Source organism: Wolbachia endosymbiont of Tribolium confusum, assembly GCF_020405475.1.
Classification (GTDB): domain Bacteria; phylum Pseudomonadota; class Alphaproteobacteria; order Rickettsiales; family Anaplasmataceae; genus Wolbachia.
The window spans coordinates 62,824-79,629 of record NZ_JAIZNT010000005.1; the positions used below are offsets into that span (position 1 = coordinate 62,824).

Annotated in this window: 12 protein-coding genes; 4 read left to right on the forward strand and 8 right to left on the reverse strand. The window is 35.0% G+C overall.

The window, feature by feature from the left end; translation table 11 throughout:
- The first annotated feature begins 30 nt into the window (after positions 1-30).
- Positions 31-1,200 (forward strand): aspartate aminotransferase family protein, encoded by a 1,170-nt coding sequence (locus LEM02_RS04165; protein WP_226079964.1) that lies wholly within the window; start codon positions 31-33, stop codon positions 1,198-1,200.
- On the opposite strand, the gene LEM02_RS04170 is transcribed toward LEM02_RS04165, so the two are convergent.
- Together LEM02_RS04170 and LEM02_RS04175 are read right to left on the reverse strand one after the other, a co-directional pair.
- Positions 1,197-2,030, reverse strand: a complete 834-nt coding sequence (locus tag LEM02_RS04170) for a hypothetical protein (protein ID WP_226079966.1) — start codon at positions 2,028-2,030, stop codon at positions 1,197-1,199. The two genes, LEM02_RS04165 and LEM02_RS04170, sit on opposite strands and share 4 nt — an antisense overlap.
- Before the next feature lie 22 nt (positions 2,031-2,052).
- Positions 2,053-4,848 (reverse strand): DEAD/DEAH box helicase, encoded by a 2,796-nt coding sequence (locus LEM02_RS04175; RefSeq protein ID WP_226079967.1) that lies wholly within the window; start codon positions 4,846-4,848, stop codon positions 2,053-2,055.
- Positions 4,849-4,945: 97 nt separating this feature from the next.
- On the opposite strand from LEM02_RS04175, the gene rimM reads away from it, so the two are divergent.
- From rimM to LEM02_RS04190, 3 genes are read left to right on the forward strand one after another with little or no spacing between them, the layout of a single operon-like run.
- On the forward strand, positions 4,946-5,446 hold the full coding sequence (gene rimM, locus LEM02_RS04180) for a ribosome maturation factor RimM (protein WP_214241605.1): 501 nt from the start codon (positions 4,946-4,948) through the stop codon (positions 5,444-5,446).
- 59 nt (positions 5,447-5,505) lie between these two features.
- The gene (gene efp / locus LEM02_RS04185; RefSeq protein ID WP_226079968.1) at positions 5,506-6,072 is read left to right on the forward strand and encodes an elongation factor P; all 567 of its coding nucleotides are present in this window, start codon (positions 5,506-5,508) and stop codon (positions 6,070-6,072) included.
- Positions 6,073-6,765 carry an inositol monophosphatase family protein gene (locus tag LEM02_RS04190; RefSeq protein WP_226079969.1) on the forward strand — a complete coding sequence of 231 codons (693 nt, stop codon included), beginning with the start codon at positions 6,073-6,075 and terminating at the stop codon, positions 6,763-6,765.
- Positions 6,766-7,052: 287 nt separating this feature from the next.
- Here the strand turns inward: LEM02_RS04190 and hemA are convergent, their stop codons facing one another.
- The 6 genes from hemA to recR all read right to left on the reverse strand — a co-directional run bounded on the left by hemA (position 7,053) and on the right by recR (position 16,796).
- Complete coding sequence (gene hemA, locus LEM02_RS04195) at positions 7,053-8,249, reverse strand: 5-aminolevulinate synthase (RefSeq protein ID WP_211908736.1); 1,197 nt, start codon at positions 8,247-8,249, stop codon at positions 7,053-7,055.
- A gap of 64 nt (positions 8,250-8,313) precedes the next feature.
- Complete coding sequence (locus tag LEM02_RS04200; RefSeq protein ID WP_226079970.1) at positions 8,314-10,143, reverse strand: ankyrin repeat domain-containing protein; 1,830 nt, start codon at positions 10,141-10,143, stop codon at positions 8,314-8,316.
- Positions 10,144-10,293: 150 nt separating this feature from the next.
- Entirely contained in the window at positions 10,294-12,897 is a 2,604-nt protein-coding gene (locus tag LEM02_RS04205) for a TomO hydrophobic C-terminal domain-containing protein (RefSeq protein ID WP_226079971.1), read from the reverse strand.
- Between the two features lie 38 nt (positions 12,898-12,935).
- Positions 12,936-14,840 carry a molecular chaperone HtpG gene (gene htpG, locus LEM02_RS04210; protein WP_226079973.1) on the reverse strand — a complete coding sequence of 635 codons (1,905 nt, stop codon included), beginning with the start codon at positions 14,838-14,840 and terminating at the stop codon, positions 12,936-12,938.
- A 150-nt stretch (positions 14,841-14,990) separates the two neighbouring features.
- Entirely contained in the window at positions 14,991-16,193 is a 1,203-nt protein-coding gene (locus tag LEM02_RS04215) for a P-loop NTPase fold protein (RefSeq protein WP_226079975.1), read from the reverse strand.
- 3 nt (positions 16,194-16,196) lie between these two features.
- Positions 16,197-16,796: a recombination mediator RecR gene (gene recR / locus LEM02_RS04220; protein ID WP_410543381.1), complete on the reverse strand. Its 600-nt coding sequence runs from the start codon at positions 16,794-16,796 to the stop codon at positions 16,197-16,199.
- Positions 16,797-16,806 lie beyond the last annotated feature (10 nt).

Below are 16,806 nucleotides of genomic sequence, written 5' to 3' on the forward strand. Positions count from 1 at the left end.
ATTAATAAAAAATTAGCATATCATACTTTTATGACAATTTCTCCTATCTTGCCAGTTTATTCTCCTATTAACATAAATTTTTCTTATGGCAAAGGTATTTACTTGTATGATATCGATAATAAGCGCTATATAGATTTTCACTCTGGAATAGCTGTTAGCAGTTTAGGTCATGCCAACCCACGATTAACTGATGTCCTAAAATTACAAGGAGAAAAACTATGGCATATATCAAATACCTATAATATATCTACTGCCAACAAATTTGCAGAAAATTTAATAAACAACAGCTTTGCTGATACTATATTTTTTGCAAATTCTGGGTCAGAAGCAGTGGAGTGTGGACTTAAAATCGCTAGGGCCTATCAAAATGGAAAAGGTAATAAAAATCGCTATAGAATTCTCACATTTCATGGTGCATTTCATGGAAGGACATTTTTAACTTGTGCAACAAACGATAGACAGAAATTTTCTGAATTACTGAATCCTTATATTGACTGGTGTGATAACATAGAGCCCAATATTGAGAGTGTAAAGAAAGCAATTTCTAATGGCATAGGTGTTGTATTAATAGAACCAATACAGGGACAAGGTGGTGTTAAAGTAATGAGTGAAGTCTTCATGAAAGAGCTAAGAGAACTATGTAACGAAAACGACATACTGCTATTTTTTGATTGCGTTCAGTGCGGTGCTGGCAGAACGGGAAAATTATTTGCGTACGAACACATAGGAGTTAAGCCTGACATATGTGCTCTTGCAAAAGGAATAGGAGGAGGTTTCCCTCTGGGGGCTTGTCTTGCAACTGAAAAGGTTGCTAAGTACATGGCGGTCGGTATGCATGGTTCTACTTTTGGTGGTAATCCACTTGCAACTTCAGTAGGTAATGCTGTATTGGATGAATTGCTCAGCCCTGGCTTCTTAGAAAATGTTGAAGTTAGAGGTAAGTCTTTAAAAAACAAACTAGAGGACTTGGCAAGCAAGTTTCCAATGATAGAAGAAGTGAGAGGAAAAGGGTTGATGCTAGGAATAAAAGTAAAAATGAATAACCAAAAATTTGCAGAAGAGCTAAGTCACCGTGGTTTACTTACTGTTGGAGTAACATCAGATAACGTTCTAAGAATCTTACCTCCACTCATTATCACTGAAAAAGAGATTGATGAAGGCATTGAAATCCTCACTCAATATTTATCTGAAAAGTTCTAGTTAAAAACTAAACCTTCCTGCTCACTAGTTGTTGGCTGTATCAAAATTGCAGATAAAGCAGTAGCTACAACTTTATCAGCTACTTCATTTGTACACTTTGCCTTTTCCTGTTCTCTTATCAGTGTAAGCTCATTTATATCACTTAGTGAGTCAAATTTTGTTATATCCTCAAATATAAACGATTGCACGATGTCTTTCGGAATATTGAAAAAAGCCGAGTTACCAAGCGATAATGTCATATCTAACAAACTTTTCATTAAGCCGTTTCTCAAAACACATTTAGACAGTTCTCCTAAAAGAATTGGCACTCCAAAAATAAAAAATGCTCCTCTCACTAAATAGGTCGTTATTTCATATAACAATGCGCCACACAAGAGTGCCAGTGGTCCAAATACTATAAAACCGCAAAGTGAAGGCAATGGCATGGTCTGACCTGATGATATTCTACCTATAAGCTCCATTGAAATTATAAACCCAATAAGTAACATAGCTCTACCTAGATATGTCCTTTCTTTAGAGCGTTTGTTAAAGTTTTTCTCACGTAACTTAGAAAAATCATTGTTAACTCTGACTTCAAAAATATTATGGTTGATTTTTAATTTTAGCTCTAAGTCCTCTACTCCATGGCGCCACTTGTGGCACCTTACAATTTCATCAATTATCGTACTAACTTGATTATTGATTTTGTATAATTTGCTTTCTTGATATAAGTTACCTTGATAATATTTTTCTCTCAAGTCTACACAATTTAAATTCTTTAAATCACATAAAAAATCTTTGATTTCTTGTGCCATTTTATTAGCGTCATCTTCGTAGCCTACAGCTTTCAAAATTGTTACCAAGTGTTTATTTTCAAATTTGAGCAATTGTTCTATCTAATGCACGTATATATTGCTTGGATTGAAAATATGAGATGATTTTTTCTTTACATCTATCCTCATTGCCTTCGTACAAACTATTTCTTTTGAAACTGCTGTCATGTTCTTTGGCAATTTCTAATGCATGAACCAATACATTTTGCGCCTTCACACTACTTTCACAGTGAAAGTTTCTGATTATGTGTACATACGCTCTTGCACTGGCATCCTCAGATTTATCTATATTGTACGCTTTAGCCAAAAAGACTAAATAGTCAAACCCTGCCCAAAGATAATACATTACCTTTGTTATAGCACTCCCCACAGAAAATAAAGCTGAGCGTGTGCAAGATAATTTACCGTTGTTTTTAATTCTGTTCTCATATGAACGAAGGTATGCCTCTGTACTTTTTAAAATCCTATGTAAATCTTGTTCTGTCTTTTTGACATCAAAATCATTTATATCATGAACTTTTTCATATGTTTCTTTTATCAGATCACTAGAAAACTTCTTCAGAGCTGAATCATCAATATTTCCTAATGCATCAATGTTTTTACTAATATAGATTTCTATTTTCCTTCCAAGTTCTTCTCCCATTCTATTTTTTAGCAACTTATTGTATTTATCAGTAGCTGGAAACAAAACTTTCTCACAAAATTTCTGTGGTTCGTTTTTAAAATTTGCTAAGATCTTATTCACAAATAGCTCAACTTCTTCACCTGCAGCAGCAAAAAACCATGCTTGCCTGCTCGCATTACGTTCCCTATTTCTTCCAAGATTCTGTAGGGCTTCAGATGGATTATTGAACTGACTAACCGAATCTGCAAATATTGATGCAACATGATTATATTCACTATCAAATCCACGACCTTTCGATCCATCTATAACCGTTGTCAACGCATATTTAGCCAATGAATCAAAATCTCTTTTTTCATAATCACAATAAAGAGTTCGATATCCACCTATCTGATTACGTATTATCGCTGAAAAGGGTCTGTTTTCTCCAATACCAAGATCATTTTTCCCAATTCTTGCAAAGATACATTTATTTTGTTTGCAGAAATCAATGAGACTATGTAGTATACCTTCCTCTCTTTCCATGAGGTCATGGAGCTCTTTGCTTAAGCGCCAATTATCAACTATTAAGCTGCATTGCTCATTATCACTTTTACTCAGTGCTTCAATTACTGTCTTTATTTGCAGTAAGAGCTCATCTCTAGCAAATTGCTCACTGAAGCCTTTTTCCTCTAGGTAGCTTATAATATTATTATCATTAGTGGTGCTAACATTCTTTTTAACATCTTCTATCAATCCAATCAAACCTTCTCTTCTTTTTTTATCTAAGGTAATATTATCACACTTCATTAAATATAAGAGAGTAAGATCGATCATTGAATGCATTACTCTATATTTTAGATATTCAGCAGTACTACTGAAATCCACCTTTTCTTTTAATTCAGATATCTGCTCTTCTGTCAAACTAGGATGTTGCTTTTTAACGCAGTTTATAAAGTTTAATTGACGTAATTGGAGCCTGTAGTCTTGATATGACATTCCTTCAGGCTGAAATTTATTATACACTTTATAACGTGTACTACCTTCATATACTAAATTATCTCTACCCTGCAACGCAAAGTTAAGATTAACTATACTATTTACATCATCAGCTAAAAGCAGAGCACTTTCTCCAATTGGGCTTTGCACATTCCATCTTATAGAAGTTAATAAATCATCGGTATCAACAAGCTTATTGTAATTAAAAACTTCTTCGCTTTCTTCAACATACTCATGAGCTGGGCTAGATTTTTCTCTAGTAAATAAGCTACGTACGTTAGCAAGAAATCTAGAGAGCAGTTCTCTTGATTCCACTCCAGTTGCTTTAGTTAGTACCCACCAAATTGGCAACATTACTATACCAAATATAAACATAGAAATTGTATAATATAAGTTTCCAATCAAAGCAGAATACAGCCAATAATCTGAAGTTAGACCAATTACAGCAGCAACATTACTATTTATAATAGGAAACAATATAGCTAAAGATATGATGGAGGTAGCAATGTTCACTACAAGTGCTTGATTGAAATTTGTTATCCTATTGGTTTTTGCAATAACACTTGCTGTTTCGATGGCGTTTGCAATACAACGTCTACTCAATCTTGTCGGGCTGATAACTTTTCCGCATCTATTTAAAATCCTTCTCTTTGGTGTTGCAGTGAGGTAAGTCGTAGGATATTTCTCATCAAGCTTGCACATGTTCTCAAAATCCTGCTGCTTGTTAATACTGTCTGCTTCATCAACACTAATCCACAACTTGGTATTTTGGTCTTTAAATTTACGATCATTTTCTTGCTGTAATAACAGGTCATGTGTCACTATAATTGTTGTAGGTTTAGTTGCCTTCAGTGCATTTTTAATTTCCTCAGCAGTTTTAGGTGTCCTAATGTTTACAGTAAATGCACTGCTCATCATTTTTTTAGCTTGATTCACTAGGTCACTACTTGGTACTGCAACCAGATGATGAAACCCTGCTTGGGTTAGTACATGACTCAGTATTCCAATATCGTAAGTCTTGCCAAACCCAGTTTCTGCATCGATCATAACATTACAGTTAGTAGTAGAAGGGTTGCGTAGATGTTCTAATACCCCTTCAACAACAGGTTTACGACGTGCTACTATTATAGATTCCTTTGTATCATCAAGTTTTATAGATTCACCTTTTAGCTTGCAGTTGATTTCTTCTAAGCCACTTATAATACTTTGCTTTTCTTGATTGCTGATAGAACTCACACATTATCCACTATAATTATCACAATATTAATTGTATGTTAATTCAGTAAATTGTCAATTCTATAGACAAAAAGCTGATTTCAACTATCATATTAATATGAATATATGCCTCGGAATAATTACTTCTCCCCATGGAATCAAAGGAGCTGTTAAGATAAAAACCTTTACTGAAAAGCCCGAAAATATTTTCCTATATGGTGAACTAATAAGCGGAAGTGAAAATTATAAAATAAGCTTGGTGTCTGTTGTCAGTAATAATTTAGTAATAGCAACAATTAGCGGTGTGAACTCCCGTAATGAAGCAGAACTTTTAAGAAATAAAAAGTTATATATAGAGAGAAATAAGCTACCACAGTTAAATGATGAGGATGAATTTTACCAAGATGATCTTGTGAATATGGAAGTAAGACTAGAGAGTAATGAATTATATGGCTATGTGAAGTCTGTGCATAATTTCGGCTCGGGGGATATATTAGAAATTTTGGTTATCAGCACAAAAAAAAACATTATGTTATCTTTTACTAAAGAAGTATTTCCATACATCAACATGAAGGAAAGGTATATAGTAATCAACATGCCAGAATTCATTGGCCAATAAAAATTTTGATATTTGTATAAAGTTATTTATAATCATCAGACCAAATTAAAAGTGTAATTATGGCAGAAAGGGCTAATGATATCAGGCCAGGTCAGGTACTAGAACATAACGGTGGATTGTTTTTGGTTGTAAGTATTATGCATACTCAACCTGGTAAAGGTGGTGCATACATACAAGCTGAAATGAAGAATATCAAAACTGGAGCAAAGTACTATGAAAGATTTCGTTCTGATGCAACAATCAGAAGGGCAATTTTAGATGAAGAGGAATATGTTTACCTTTTCACTGAAGAAAATATTGTAAATCTTATGCATCCAAGTAGTTACGAGCAGATTGTTATAAATTTAGACTTATTAGGGGAAAAGAAGGCTTATTTGCAAGATAATATGAAAATTAAAGTAGTAACTTATCAAGATAAAATAATTTCTGCACATGTGCCTGATCACGTTACACTAACTGTAAAAGAAACAGAGTCTGTTATCAAAGGGCAGACTGTTACTGCTTCTTATAAGCCTGCAATTTTGGAAAACGGAATACGTGTTAATGTGCCTCAATTTATAAAAGAAGGGGATAAAATTGTAGTACATACTCCTGATAACAGCTATTACGAAAGAGTAAAAGAGTAAATGGCCATTTCATCACCACGAATCAATGTGATGCTTGATTCTGTACGCAGTGCCTCCAAGCAGCTTATACGTGATTTTAATGAATTGCAAATTTCAAGCGTTAAGTCAGCAGACTTTATCAATAAAACTTATTCAAAATCCAAGCAACTTATATACGATTGCTTGAAAAACTACAACCAGAACTATGACTTTATTTTTGAAGACGATGTGGGCCAAGATCTAAAAGACGGCGGTTATACTTGGTTTATTATGCCTATAGAAGGCAAGGAAAACCTTTTTAGTTGTATGGTTTATTTTGCAGTATCAGTTTGTCTCATTCATAAAAACAGAGTTGTAGCAGCTGTGATTGATGCTCCAGCCCTTAGAGAAACTTTCTGGGCAGAGGAAAAGAAAGGAGCTTTTCTTGAAGATTTCAAATCTCGCCATGTAAAAATGCGGATGAAAGCTCGTGAAGGGGGAATAATAGACATAAGTGGTAATTTATTAAATAAATTACCACTTGACAATAATAATCTGCGCTCCCTTGGCTCAACGGTACTAGGTTTTGCATATCTTGCTGCCGGAAGATACAATGGAATAATTTACTCTGGAATTAATAAATATAAAACTTCACTCGGTAGGCTTTTTCTGCAAGAAAGCGGTGGGAGATTAAAGGAAGATAACGCGCTTGTCATTGCTGGAGATATAAACTAAAGTTCATTCAAAAGAGCAAAAGTCACGTAGTGAAAATAATAAATGGTCTTACCTACCCCTCATTGCAGCAGGGTGGCAAAATAAGATAGACGAGAAAAGACAACTATAGGAACAAATAGTCAGTGTGTGACAATGGCATCTAGTCCTTTTGCACAAAAAACGTTGTAAAGTGTTTACCAACTTAGTTGGATCCCAGTGTTAGCTACTTTCATGACAAGAAATAAAGCACTGATTTTGTACACTAACCATGCTTTTAAATAGATACCTTATTCTTGGCAACTTTAAACTCAACAACAGACACAAACAGACAATTTCTCAAAAACTTTCACAAGAGATTTTGTTAAATGCTCTATCATTTCATTTGTATGGTAAGGCGTAGGAGTAATACGGAAGCGCTCAGTCCCCTTTGAAACTGTTGGGTAATTTATATGTTGTACATATATTCCATACTCATCAAATAACAATTTTGATGCTTTTTTGGACAACTCAGGATCACCAATTATGATTGGAATTATATGAGTTTCTGTTTGCATAAAATTCACTCCTGCGTTTCTCAGTGAGTCTTTTACCTTTTCAACAGACTGCTTTTGCTTCTCCCTTTCAACATTGCTCGATTTTAAATGCTCAACGCTTGCCTTTGCTGCTGCTGCTAAAACGGGTGACATAGCAGTAGTAAAAATAAATCCTGGGGCTGAACTTCTTATTACATCCACCAAGCTCTTTGAAGACGCTATATATCCACCCATCACTCCAAAAGCCTTTGATAATGTACCCTGAATAACAGTTATTCTATCCATCAAACCTTCTCTTTCTGCAATTCCGCCACCGCGCGGTCCATACATGCCAACTGCGTGTACCTCATCCAAATAGGTAATTGCATTATACTGATCTGCTAGATCACATATCGCTTCAAGCGGTGCTACATCACCATCCATTGAGTATACAGATTCAAGTGCTATTATTTTCGGCGTTTTTATATCTATAGACTTTAGCAACTGCTCTAAGTGATCAACATCATTATGCCTAAATATGTGCTTCGGTCTTTTGCCTGACTTTATACCTTCTATCATTGAAGAGTGATTTTTCTCATCTGAAAAAATTACCACACCCGGAATAACAGACGACAAAGTGCTAAGCGTAGTTTGGTTGGCAAGGTAGCCACAAGCAAAAGTTAAAGCAGCTTCTTTTTGATGCAAGTCAGCCAAAGACTTCTCGAGCTCAACAACTTCTTTTGTTGTACCTGATATATTTCTTGTTCCTCCAGCACCAACAGATGAATTTTGAATAGCAGCAATGACACTATCGTTTTGTGACATTCCCAGATAATTATTACTGCACCAGACAATAACCTCTCTATTTCTTTCATAATCCATAATATAGGGAAGTTTGCCAGGTAATGACGCAAAATGCGTAAATTCACGATAGCGCCCTTCTTCTTTTATATCTTTGATTTTATTTAAGAATATTTCTTCGTAGTCTACCAAGTTTTTATCTATTAACAATCAATATAATTATAATAAATTATTAAATGATAGACTACTATATTTATTACTTAGACTGACATTCTTCTGTCTGCATAACCTTTTTGACCTGATTATCCTCAACTAAGCTTTTAGGCCTATAGCAGTACGTAATTGTAGCTGCAATAAGACAACAAACTGCAACTGCTATTCCTATTGCTAACATTTCCAAGTAAACTGCAACAGCTGCTCCTAAGGCAGTAACAGTTATTGCAAGCGCAGAAGCAGCTACGACATACTTTTTTGTGTTTTGTGGATCATTCTTTGAATTGCTTGGTACGGTTGCTGAATAGCCTAAAGATGACATAAATTCCAAAAATCCCTTATTTCCTCGTTTTTTTGCCATATCTAAAGAGCTTTCTTTCAAAGGAGTATTTAATGGTGTATTAATAATTGGATCATTTTCTAAATACGGGCTTGCACCATTGTCTAATAGCAATTTTGCAGATTTTTTATGCCCTTCATTTATTTCTTGATTATAAGCTATAACATGCAACGCAGTACCAATATCCCTACTTTGTGTATTAACATACTTTTTTTTATCTTTTGCTGCACCTATCAAAATGGCAACTACATCAGGATGGCCATTATCAGCAGCTAAGTGCAGTGCAGTTTCATCATTATTATTCTGTAAATAAAGATCTGCATTGTTTTGTAAAAGTAATTCCACCATTGCCGAATTACCTTCTGCAGAAGCGTACATCAAAGGAGTAAAGTTATGCCGATCTTTAGCATCAACTGTTGCGCCACGCTCTATTAGCAATTCCGCAACATCTAAATGTCCATAATACGCTGCTTCATATAAAGGAGTTACTCTGCTGCCTGTACTACTCACTGAATTAACATTTGCACCGCTGTCAAGTAAAAGCTTCACAAAATCTTTATGACCATTTCTAGCAGCTAAATGAAGTGCAGTGTCACCACCTACTTTTGTTTTTGATTTAATCTCAATATTTGCACCACATTCTAGTAAACGCCTGTCAAGCTCAACATCACCTTTTTGTGCTGCAACGTGTAAACGAATAAATCCATCATTATCATAATCTGTGAAACGTTCATTAATATTGTCTAGTAAACTTTCCCTACCAGCTTTTAATTCCTCAGGAATGATAAGTGTTACTTTACCATTTTCATACTCTACTTCACCGTTATGAAATTTAAGTGTGAATCCAAGTAAACTGTCTAATTTACATATCTCCTTCTCTGGCTCATCAGGATTGCGTGCCACCATTGATGACTTATAGTTAATGCGTACATAATTCTCATCAGAACAATCGATGTACATGATCTTCTTGTCAGAATCGCTAGAAAGTACCTGATATTTTATTAATATACTATGTATTCGGATAGCAAGGAAAGCCATATACCCCGCTTGATTGCAACTAGTAATTAATTCTTCTAATAGATTATCATTTAGAATTTCTACTTTAGCATGTTCAAACATTTTTGTAAAAACATGTTTTGCGATTTGGCGTTGGTCATTTTGATTACATTTATCACGAAGCTGGCTAACGAAATTCTTGTCTATAACTTGACCATTAATTACAAAATCCATCCTGGGTAGGTCTTTATAAGCTGTGTTACCAGACTTTACATCTTCATTATTCTCATTTGCCCTTACTTGACCCAGCAGAGATTGCGTTAGCTGAAATTCTAACGTAGTTACTGCACTGGATTCAATATCAGAATTATTAACGCCAGATTCCTCTTGACTTTCATTACCTGAATCCTCAGAACGACGGCGCTCTTTTTCCTCTCGTTCTAAAATTTCAAACCCTTCTTCAGTGCCCGAATCCCTAGAATCTGATTTCTTTAAAGTTTTGTTTGATTCCTGTGATACAAAATCTGAACCTAACATGTTTTTCCTCTTAATTAGTAGCTAAGTTAAGTGTAGCATTAAATGGCAATTTTGTCAACTTAGCAAGTATCTCTTCGTAGTCTACCAAGTTTTTATCTATTAACAATCAATATAATTATAATAAATTATTAAGTGATAGACTACTGTTTCTTAATTTACTTTTACAGTAATATTATGAGCAATCTTCTCAGCATCTGGTTCTTTAAGTGAATCTGAAGGTGCCTTATTACAATAATGTATAGCTATAGCAGCAACTATACAGAAAGCTCCAATACTTGCTGCTACTCCTGTTACTAGTAGACTAGTACCGAGAGCAAAATATGCAACTGGTGCAGCAGCTAATGAAAGTACCCCAGTTACTGCAAACATCCATGTAGCCACAGTAGGCCATTTAATGCTATTCTCTTTTGTGTAAATTTTGTTGCTATTACTAGCTTGCTTATTAGCTACTGATTTTGGTTGTATATTTTCGTTAGCAACTTGTTCTACATACTCGGCGGGTTTATTAGAAGTTTGCTCTTCTCTGTTATTATCAATTGATATTACGGTATTAACACTTTTATTTGCAAAACTTAATGATGATGATTGAGATAGAACAGTAAAATCTTCTTCATTGTGTGCAGTACCACATTGACTTTCGGGAATAGGCGATGTACTCTGATCTACAGCTGTAGGTATTGTAAGATTTTGCTGATCATCTTTTTCGCCATTTAGATCATCAGACTTTTCCTCAGTGACCATTGAAGGCATTTCTGCTGCAGTTTCAGGTACTTCTGTTTCATAAATAATATCAAACGAAGGAGAATCTGAAGAAATTCTAGCAGAATCGTCACTTTCAAGTTTAGAAAAATCATCATCTTCAGAACTCAGTGATGGTGAATCCAGCTCGCTTTCTTTACGCTCCACTATAGGCACTTCTTGGCTACTTGCAGCAGCTTCTACATTGTTGTCTACTGGTAATGCAGCAGCAGTGTGCTCAAGCTCTTTTTTAAGAAATGTTATAATTTGTGTGAGATTATTTTTCTGTCTATCTTTCTTCCCTTTGCTCTCTTGCAAGGCCTTCATTTTGTTATTTGCTTGACCCAAGAGCTTCTGTAAAGTGTATTTATATACACTATCATCTACTGTTCTTAATAAATTCATTACATCAGCAAGATTAATGCTACTGACAGCATCAGACAATTTTTTCTCTATAGTTTTTTCATTTCTAGGCATTTTACCCCTCCTATAATTATTACTAATAGCTTCTTCTGAAGCTTTTTCATTATTCATAATATTTTCTCCTTCATCAACAATACCACTTTGTAGTTGCTGATTGTCAGTACTTTTGAATTCTTTAGTATTTAGCTGTTCTCTACTCACTGCTTGACTCGAGGTTGGAGCCTCATTTAGTATAGCCGAGGTGTTTTGAGCATTTTTAACACGAGATTCTTCATTATGATCATTGCTACTTCTTTTTATTAGATCAGACTTGATCTTACACAAAGTCTTCTGCAGATTTTCAACCTTTTCATAATCTGCTTGAGAAATGTAACCATCATAATACTGCTGGGCAGAGTATATATGACTTGCAATAGGTACAGTAGGATAACAACTCCACGCCTTACCTTGCTCCTCGATAAAACCACTTACTATTTCTAATGTCTTTTCTACTACTGGCAAACCTTCTTTAGGTGGCATATTATTAACACGAGCTTGAACAACGCGTATGTGAGCACCCAAGGCGTTAACATCTTTAGTATCTATTGCTCCTTTTACTAATTCTGCAATATGACCCAGATCAAAAACTGCATTCTCAGGAATAATATCAAATGAATCTGAATCCACCTCTGCTTGTAGATCTAGAACGAATGACTTCGGACCTTCACCAATATTTTTAACTAGGGACTCAATAATTGCGTTATCAGTATCTTCAAAATGCCTATTTATGTCATCTACCAAACTTTTGCCATCAACTTTGTAATTCTCTAATTGTTCAGGAATGGCAGGTGTTACTTTGCCGTTTTCATACTCTACCTTACTATCTCGAAACTTAAGGGTGAACTCTAAAATAGCATCAACCCTGCATATTTCTTTACCCAGTTGCTTAACAGGCATATTTGGACAATATTTAACGTTTAAAGAATCCTGATCACTACAGACAATCTCTATATGTCTATCATTAGCATCAGGCAATTGCAAATCGTGTCCCAAAAATATAGGAGAGAGCTGCATTAACAAAGAGCCATCATAACCAGCCTGATTGCAACTAGTAATTAATTCTTCTAATAGATTATCATTTGGAATTTCTGCTTTAGCATGTTCAAACATTTTTGTAAAAACATGTTTTGCGATTTGGCGTTGGTCATTTTGATTACATTTATCACGAAGCTGGCTAACGAAATTCTTGTCTATAACTTGACCATTAATTACAAAATCCACCCTGGGTAGATCTTTGTAAGCTTGCTTGCCAGAATTTGCATTCCTATTATTCTCACTTGCCTTTACTTGACTTATCAGAGATTGTGTTAGCTGAAACTTTAACATATTTGCTCCATTAGAGGGCGTATCTTCAGTGTCAGAATTATCAACGCTAACTTCTTCTTGACTTTCATTACCTGAATCTACAGAGTAGCGATGCTCCTTAATTTCTTCTCGCCCTAAAATTTCAAACTCCTCTTCAGTGCCTGAATCTCTAGAATGGTGCCGCTCACTTTCTCCTGCAGTATCTACTGCTGGCGGCATGAGCCCACCAAGTAAATTCCAACCACCCATGATTTACCCCCTGACCATTAGCTAAGTTAATTATAGCATTAAACAGAAATTTTGCCAAGCAAATTATTGAGTCTTTTAGCAAACAGACTTACGTCTTCCATCTCTTCACCTTCCACTATACAAGCTTGATAGAACAATAAGTAAATCATATCTCCAAGTGTTGGATTTTCACCATTTTCAGCGTGAGATTCCATTATGTTTCTTATCAAAGGATGCTTAATGTTAATTTCAAGTACTTTTGGCGTGCGGTAATTTAGCTGCTTCTGTTCACGTAAAAAACGCTCCATACGAAGATCCATAGTTCCTTCATCAACTGCTAGACACACAGGACTGTCGGTTAATTTCTTAGAGATCTTTACACTTTTTACTAAGCTTCCAAGAACCTTGGTGAAGTATTCGAGTATAGAATCCGTGTTTTCTTCGCTTTTGTTTTCATCTGATTTATTTTCTTCATCTTTCTTACCTTCTTCTGAAGAGAATTTTTCCAAATCAACATCAGCACGGGTCACGGACTTAAATTTTTGATCTTTATATTCATGAATCACGCTAGTCCAGAAATCATCAACTGGATCAATAAATAGAAGCACTTCCAATCCTTTGCTGACGAATCCTTCAAGTTGTGGACTGTTTTTTACTGAATCGAGACTATTTCCTGTGAGATAGTAGATATGTTCCTGTTCAGGCTTCATTCTGCTTATATAATCATCAATACTAACTAGCTTATCATCACTGGTGCTATGAAATCTGCAAATGGAAAGCAATGCTTCTCTTTCATCAGTTGGCATAGCTTCGCAAAGACCTTCTTTTAACACTGCACCAAAATTGGTCCAGAATTTCGTGTAGTCCTCTAAATTCTCTTTTGCTTTTTTACCGAGCTCTGATATTACACGCTTGGTTAAAGATTTCCTAATCTGCTCAACAACGCGATTATTCTGCAGTGTTTCTCTGCTGATGTTAAGAGGCAAATCTGGTGAATCAACCACACCTTTCAAGAAACGCAGGTATTGTGGTATAATTTGTACATTATCTTCAGTAATAAATACTTTATTGACATATAACTTTACAGAGCAGCGTCTATCTGGATGAAACAAATCATAAGGCTTGATAGAAGGAACATAAAGCAAATTCGTATATTCTATTGCACCTTCATTTTTATTATGCAATATCATCCAAGGCTCACCGCCTACATGCGCAACACCGCGGAAGAAGTCGTTGTGCTCTTCTTGAGTAACGTCATTTTTTGGCTTAGTCCAAATTGCAGCTTTGCTGTTTAATTTTTCACTTTTTCCCTCTTCATTTACAAACTCAACGGGAAAATTTATGTGGTCAGAGTAAGTAGTAACAATGTTTTCAATACGGAATTTGTCTAAAAATTCGCTTTCTTCAGGACGCATGATGAGCGTAATTTTTGTGCCACGAGAGATTTGACCATCTAATTTGCTGATTGAATACTCTCCATCTCCTTTAGATTTCCACACCCAAGACTCTTCTTCTCCGGCTTTCCTTGATTCTACTATAACTTCTGAAGCAACCATGAAGCTTGAATAAAAACCAACACCAAACTTTCCAATCAGCTCTACAGCTTGGCTCGAATCTTTATTATTCTTAATTGCATCCAAGAATTTTTGCGTACCAGAACTTGCAATCGTGCCAAGATTATCTATTAAATCTTGCCTGTTCATGCCAATTCCATTGTCGGTTATATACAGCTCATTCTTATCTTTACTGGAGCTAATAGTAATCTTCAACTCATCACTTGAATCTAATAAACCAGCATTTAATTGTGATTCATAGCGCAATTTATCACATGCATCTGATGCATTTGATATTAACTCACGCAAGAAAATATCCTTATTGGTATAAAGTGAATGAATTACTATATTTAGTACTTTGCCTACTTCAGCGTCAAATTTTAAACTTTCAGTTTCTTGTATGTTGTGCATTTTGAGCTCCATTATTAGCCTGCTATTCTAATAATTTAAGTATTGCACAGCGATCTTTCAAGGTCATATATGCTAAAATTTATGTGAGCCAATTTGTCATGAAAGCTGAAATGATAAGAAGAAGGTTCTGTTCTACAATTCTCTTTATTCTTAGAATAAGATATCTCTTATTTGCTTCAAAGATTTGTGAGTCTTTGATTCTTTTTCTTTAAAAGTAGTCTCAAGAGAAGTTTTAAGCTTTTCCCATTCTTCCTGACCGTTTAGAATCAAAGCGCTCTCAATCTTCTCCAGTGCTTTCTGAGGTGATGAATATAATTCCTCATACAAATTAGTGTTTACTGACTGTAGTATTACTAAAAATGTAAATAAATTCGGATCAATTTTCGCATAACATAGCTTTATTTTCTTTACGCAGTATTCTATTGCCTGCAATGATAATGAGAAGCTTTCTGCATAAAATATAAAGCTATCTATAATTAAGCTCTTTGATTTTTTCGGCAATTCAATATTTTGAAACAGCTTTCTTGTAAATTTCTCTATTGGCTGTTTTGGCAAATGCAAAGAGAGATCAGTAAAAGATTTTAGGCTGAAATTTGGTCCAAGTATTGTGCTGATTGCTCTTTGTACGTTACTTTTATCTTGACTAACAGAGATAATGAAAACCAGTCCCTCAACATCAAGCATGTACTTTATGGATTCTAAGAAATCGACAATGAATTTAGGACGGCATATATCAAGATTATCGACCATTATATAAATGTTTTTACCTTTTCTGATTTTGTTAACCACATCTGCTAGTTGTATTTTAAAATCTCTAATGTTCTCTTTTCTCCTTTGGAGAAGATTTAATTCACCCAAGACAAAACCTATGTCTTTCTTATCAGCCTCTTTTGCAGCATCGAGAAATACTGAAAGCATAGCGAGTGGAGATTTACTGATTAGCTTTCCTAATGTATTGAGAGAAAATAGTTCTTGGTTTATGTTTTTAAATTGCTGTATAACACTTCTCTTTACTTCATAAGAGGCAAATAGATCCTCAAATAGGAAATGTAAAAAAGAAGGCATTGGTTGATCTAGCGCATTAATATCCCATGCGCTGTAATAAGCTGCAATTTCATTTTGCTGCCCTAGATCCTTTACCCACTCTTTCAAGAAAAATGTCTTACCCCATTGATCATATCCTTCTAGAGATACAATAGAAAAAGACTGATCGATTGTCTTAATTATAGTACTAAATTTACTTGCAACTTGTTTATAGCCTAAGCAATCATTCTCCCAAGTTGTTACCTTAGGCAATTGCTCCTCTTCTTTTTTTTTTAATGTTATTAGCGATATAAGTTTTTTTAAGCACATACCTTACTTTATATTTAACTCATACTCTTGTCTTGACGTAAGCGCTATCTTCAGCGTCCCTTCATCTAGGTAGTCAATTTCTCCACCTATCGGTATACCACAAGCAAGGCGCGATATTTTTACATTCGAATTCTTTAGCAATTCAATTATATATTGCGCAGTAACTTGGCCCTCTAATGTTGGGTTGATTGCAATGATGACCTCTTCAATTTTAAATTCTGTAACTCTTTTAGGAATGTTATCAAGATTCAGTTCTTTTGGACCTATGCCATTTATTGCTGATAGCCTTCCACCCAAAACATGATACATACCTGAATATATATTCCCTTTTTCAAATGCCCATAGATCACCCAACTCTTCTACTACACACATTAACTTGGTGTCACGCTTTGGGTTAGTACAAATAGAACACGGCGATTTAATATCTAGGTTTCCACAAATTTTGCACTCTATTATAAGATCTGCTAGCTCTCTAATCAAAGATGCAAGTGGTAGCATGACTCTCTCTTTGTTCTGGAGCAAATGTATAACTAACCTCCGTGATGATGATGGCCCTAAACTTGGCAATTTAGAAAAAGCATGAACTAAATTCCTTATATTAATGTTCATTTAG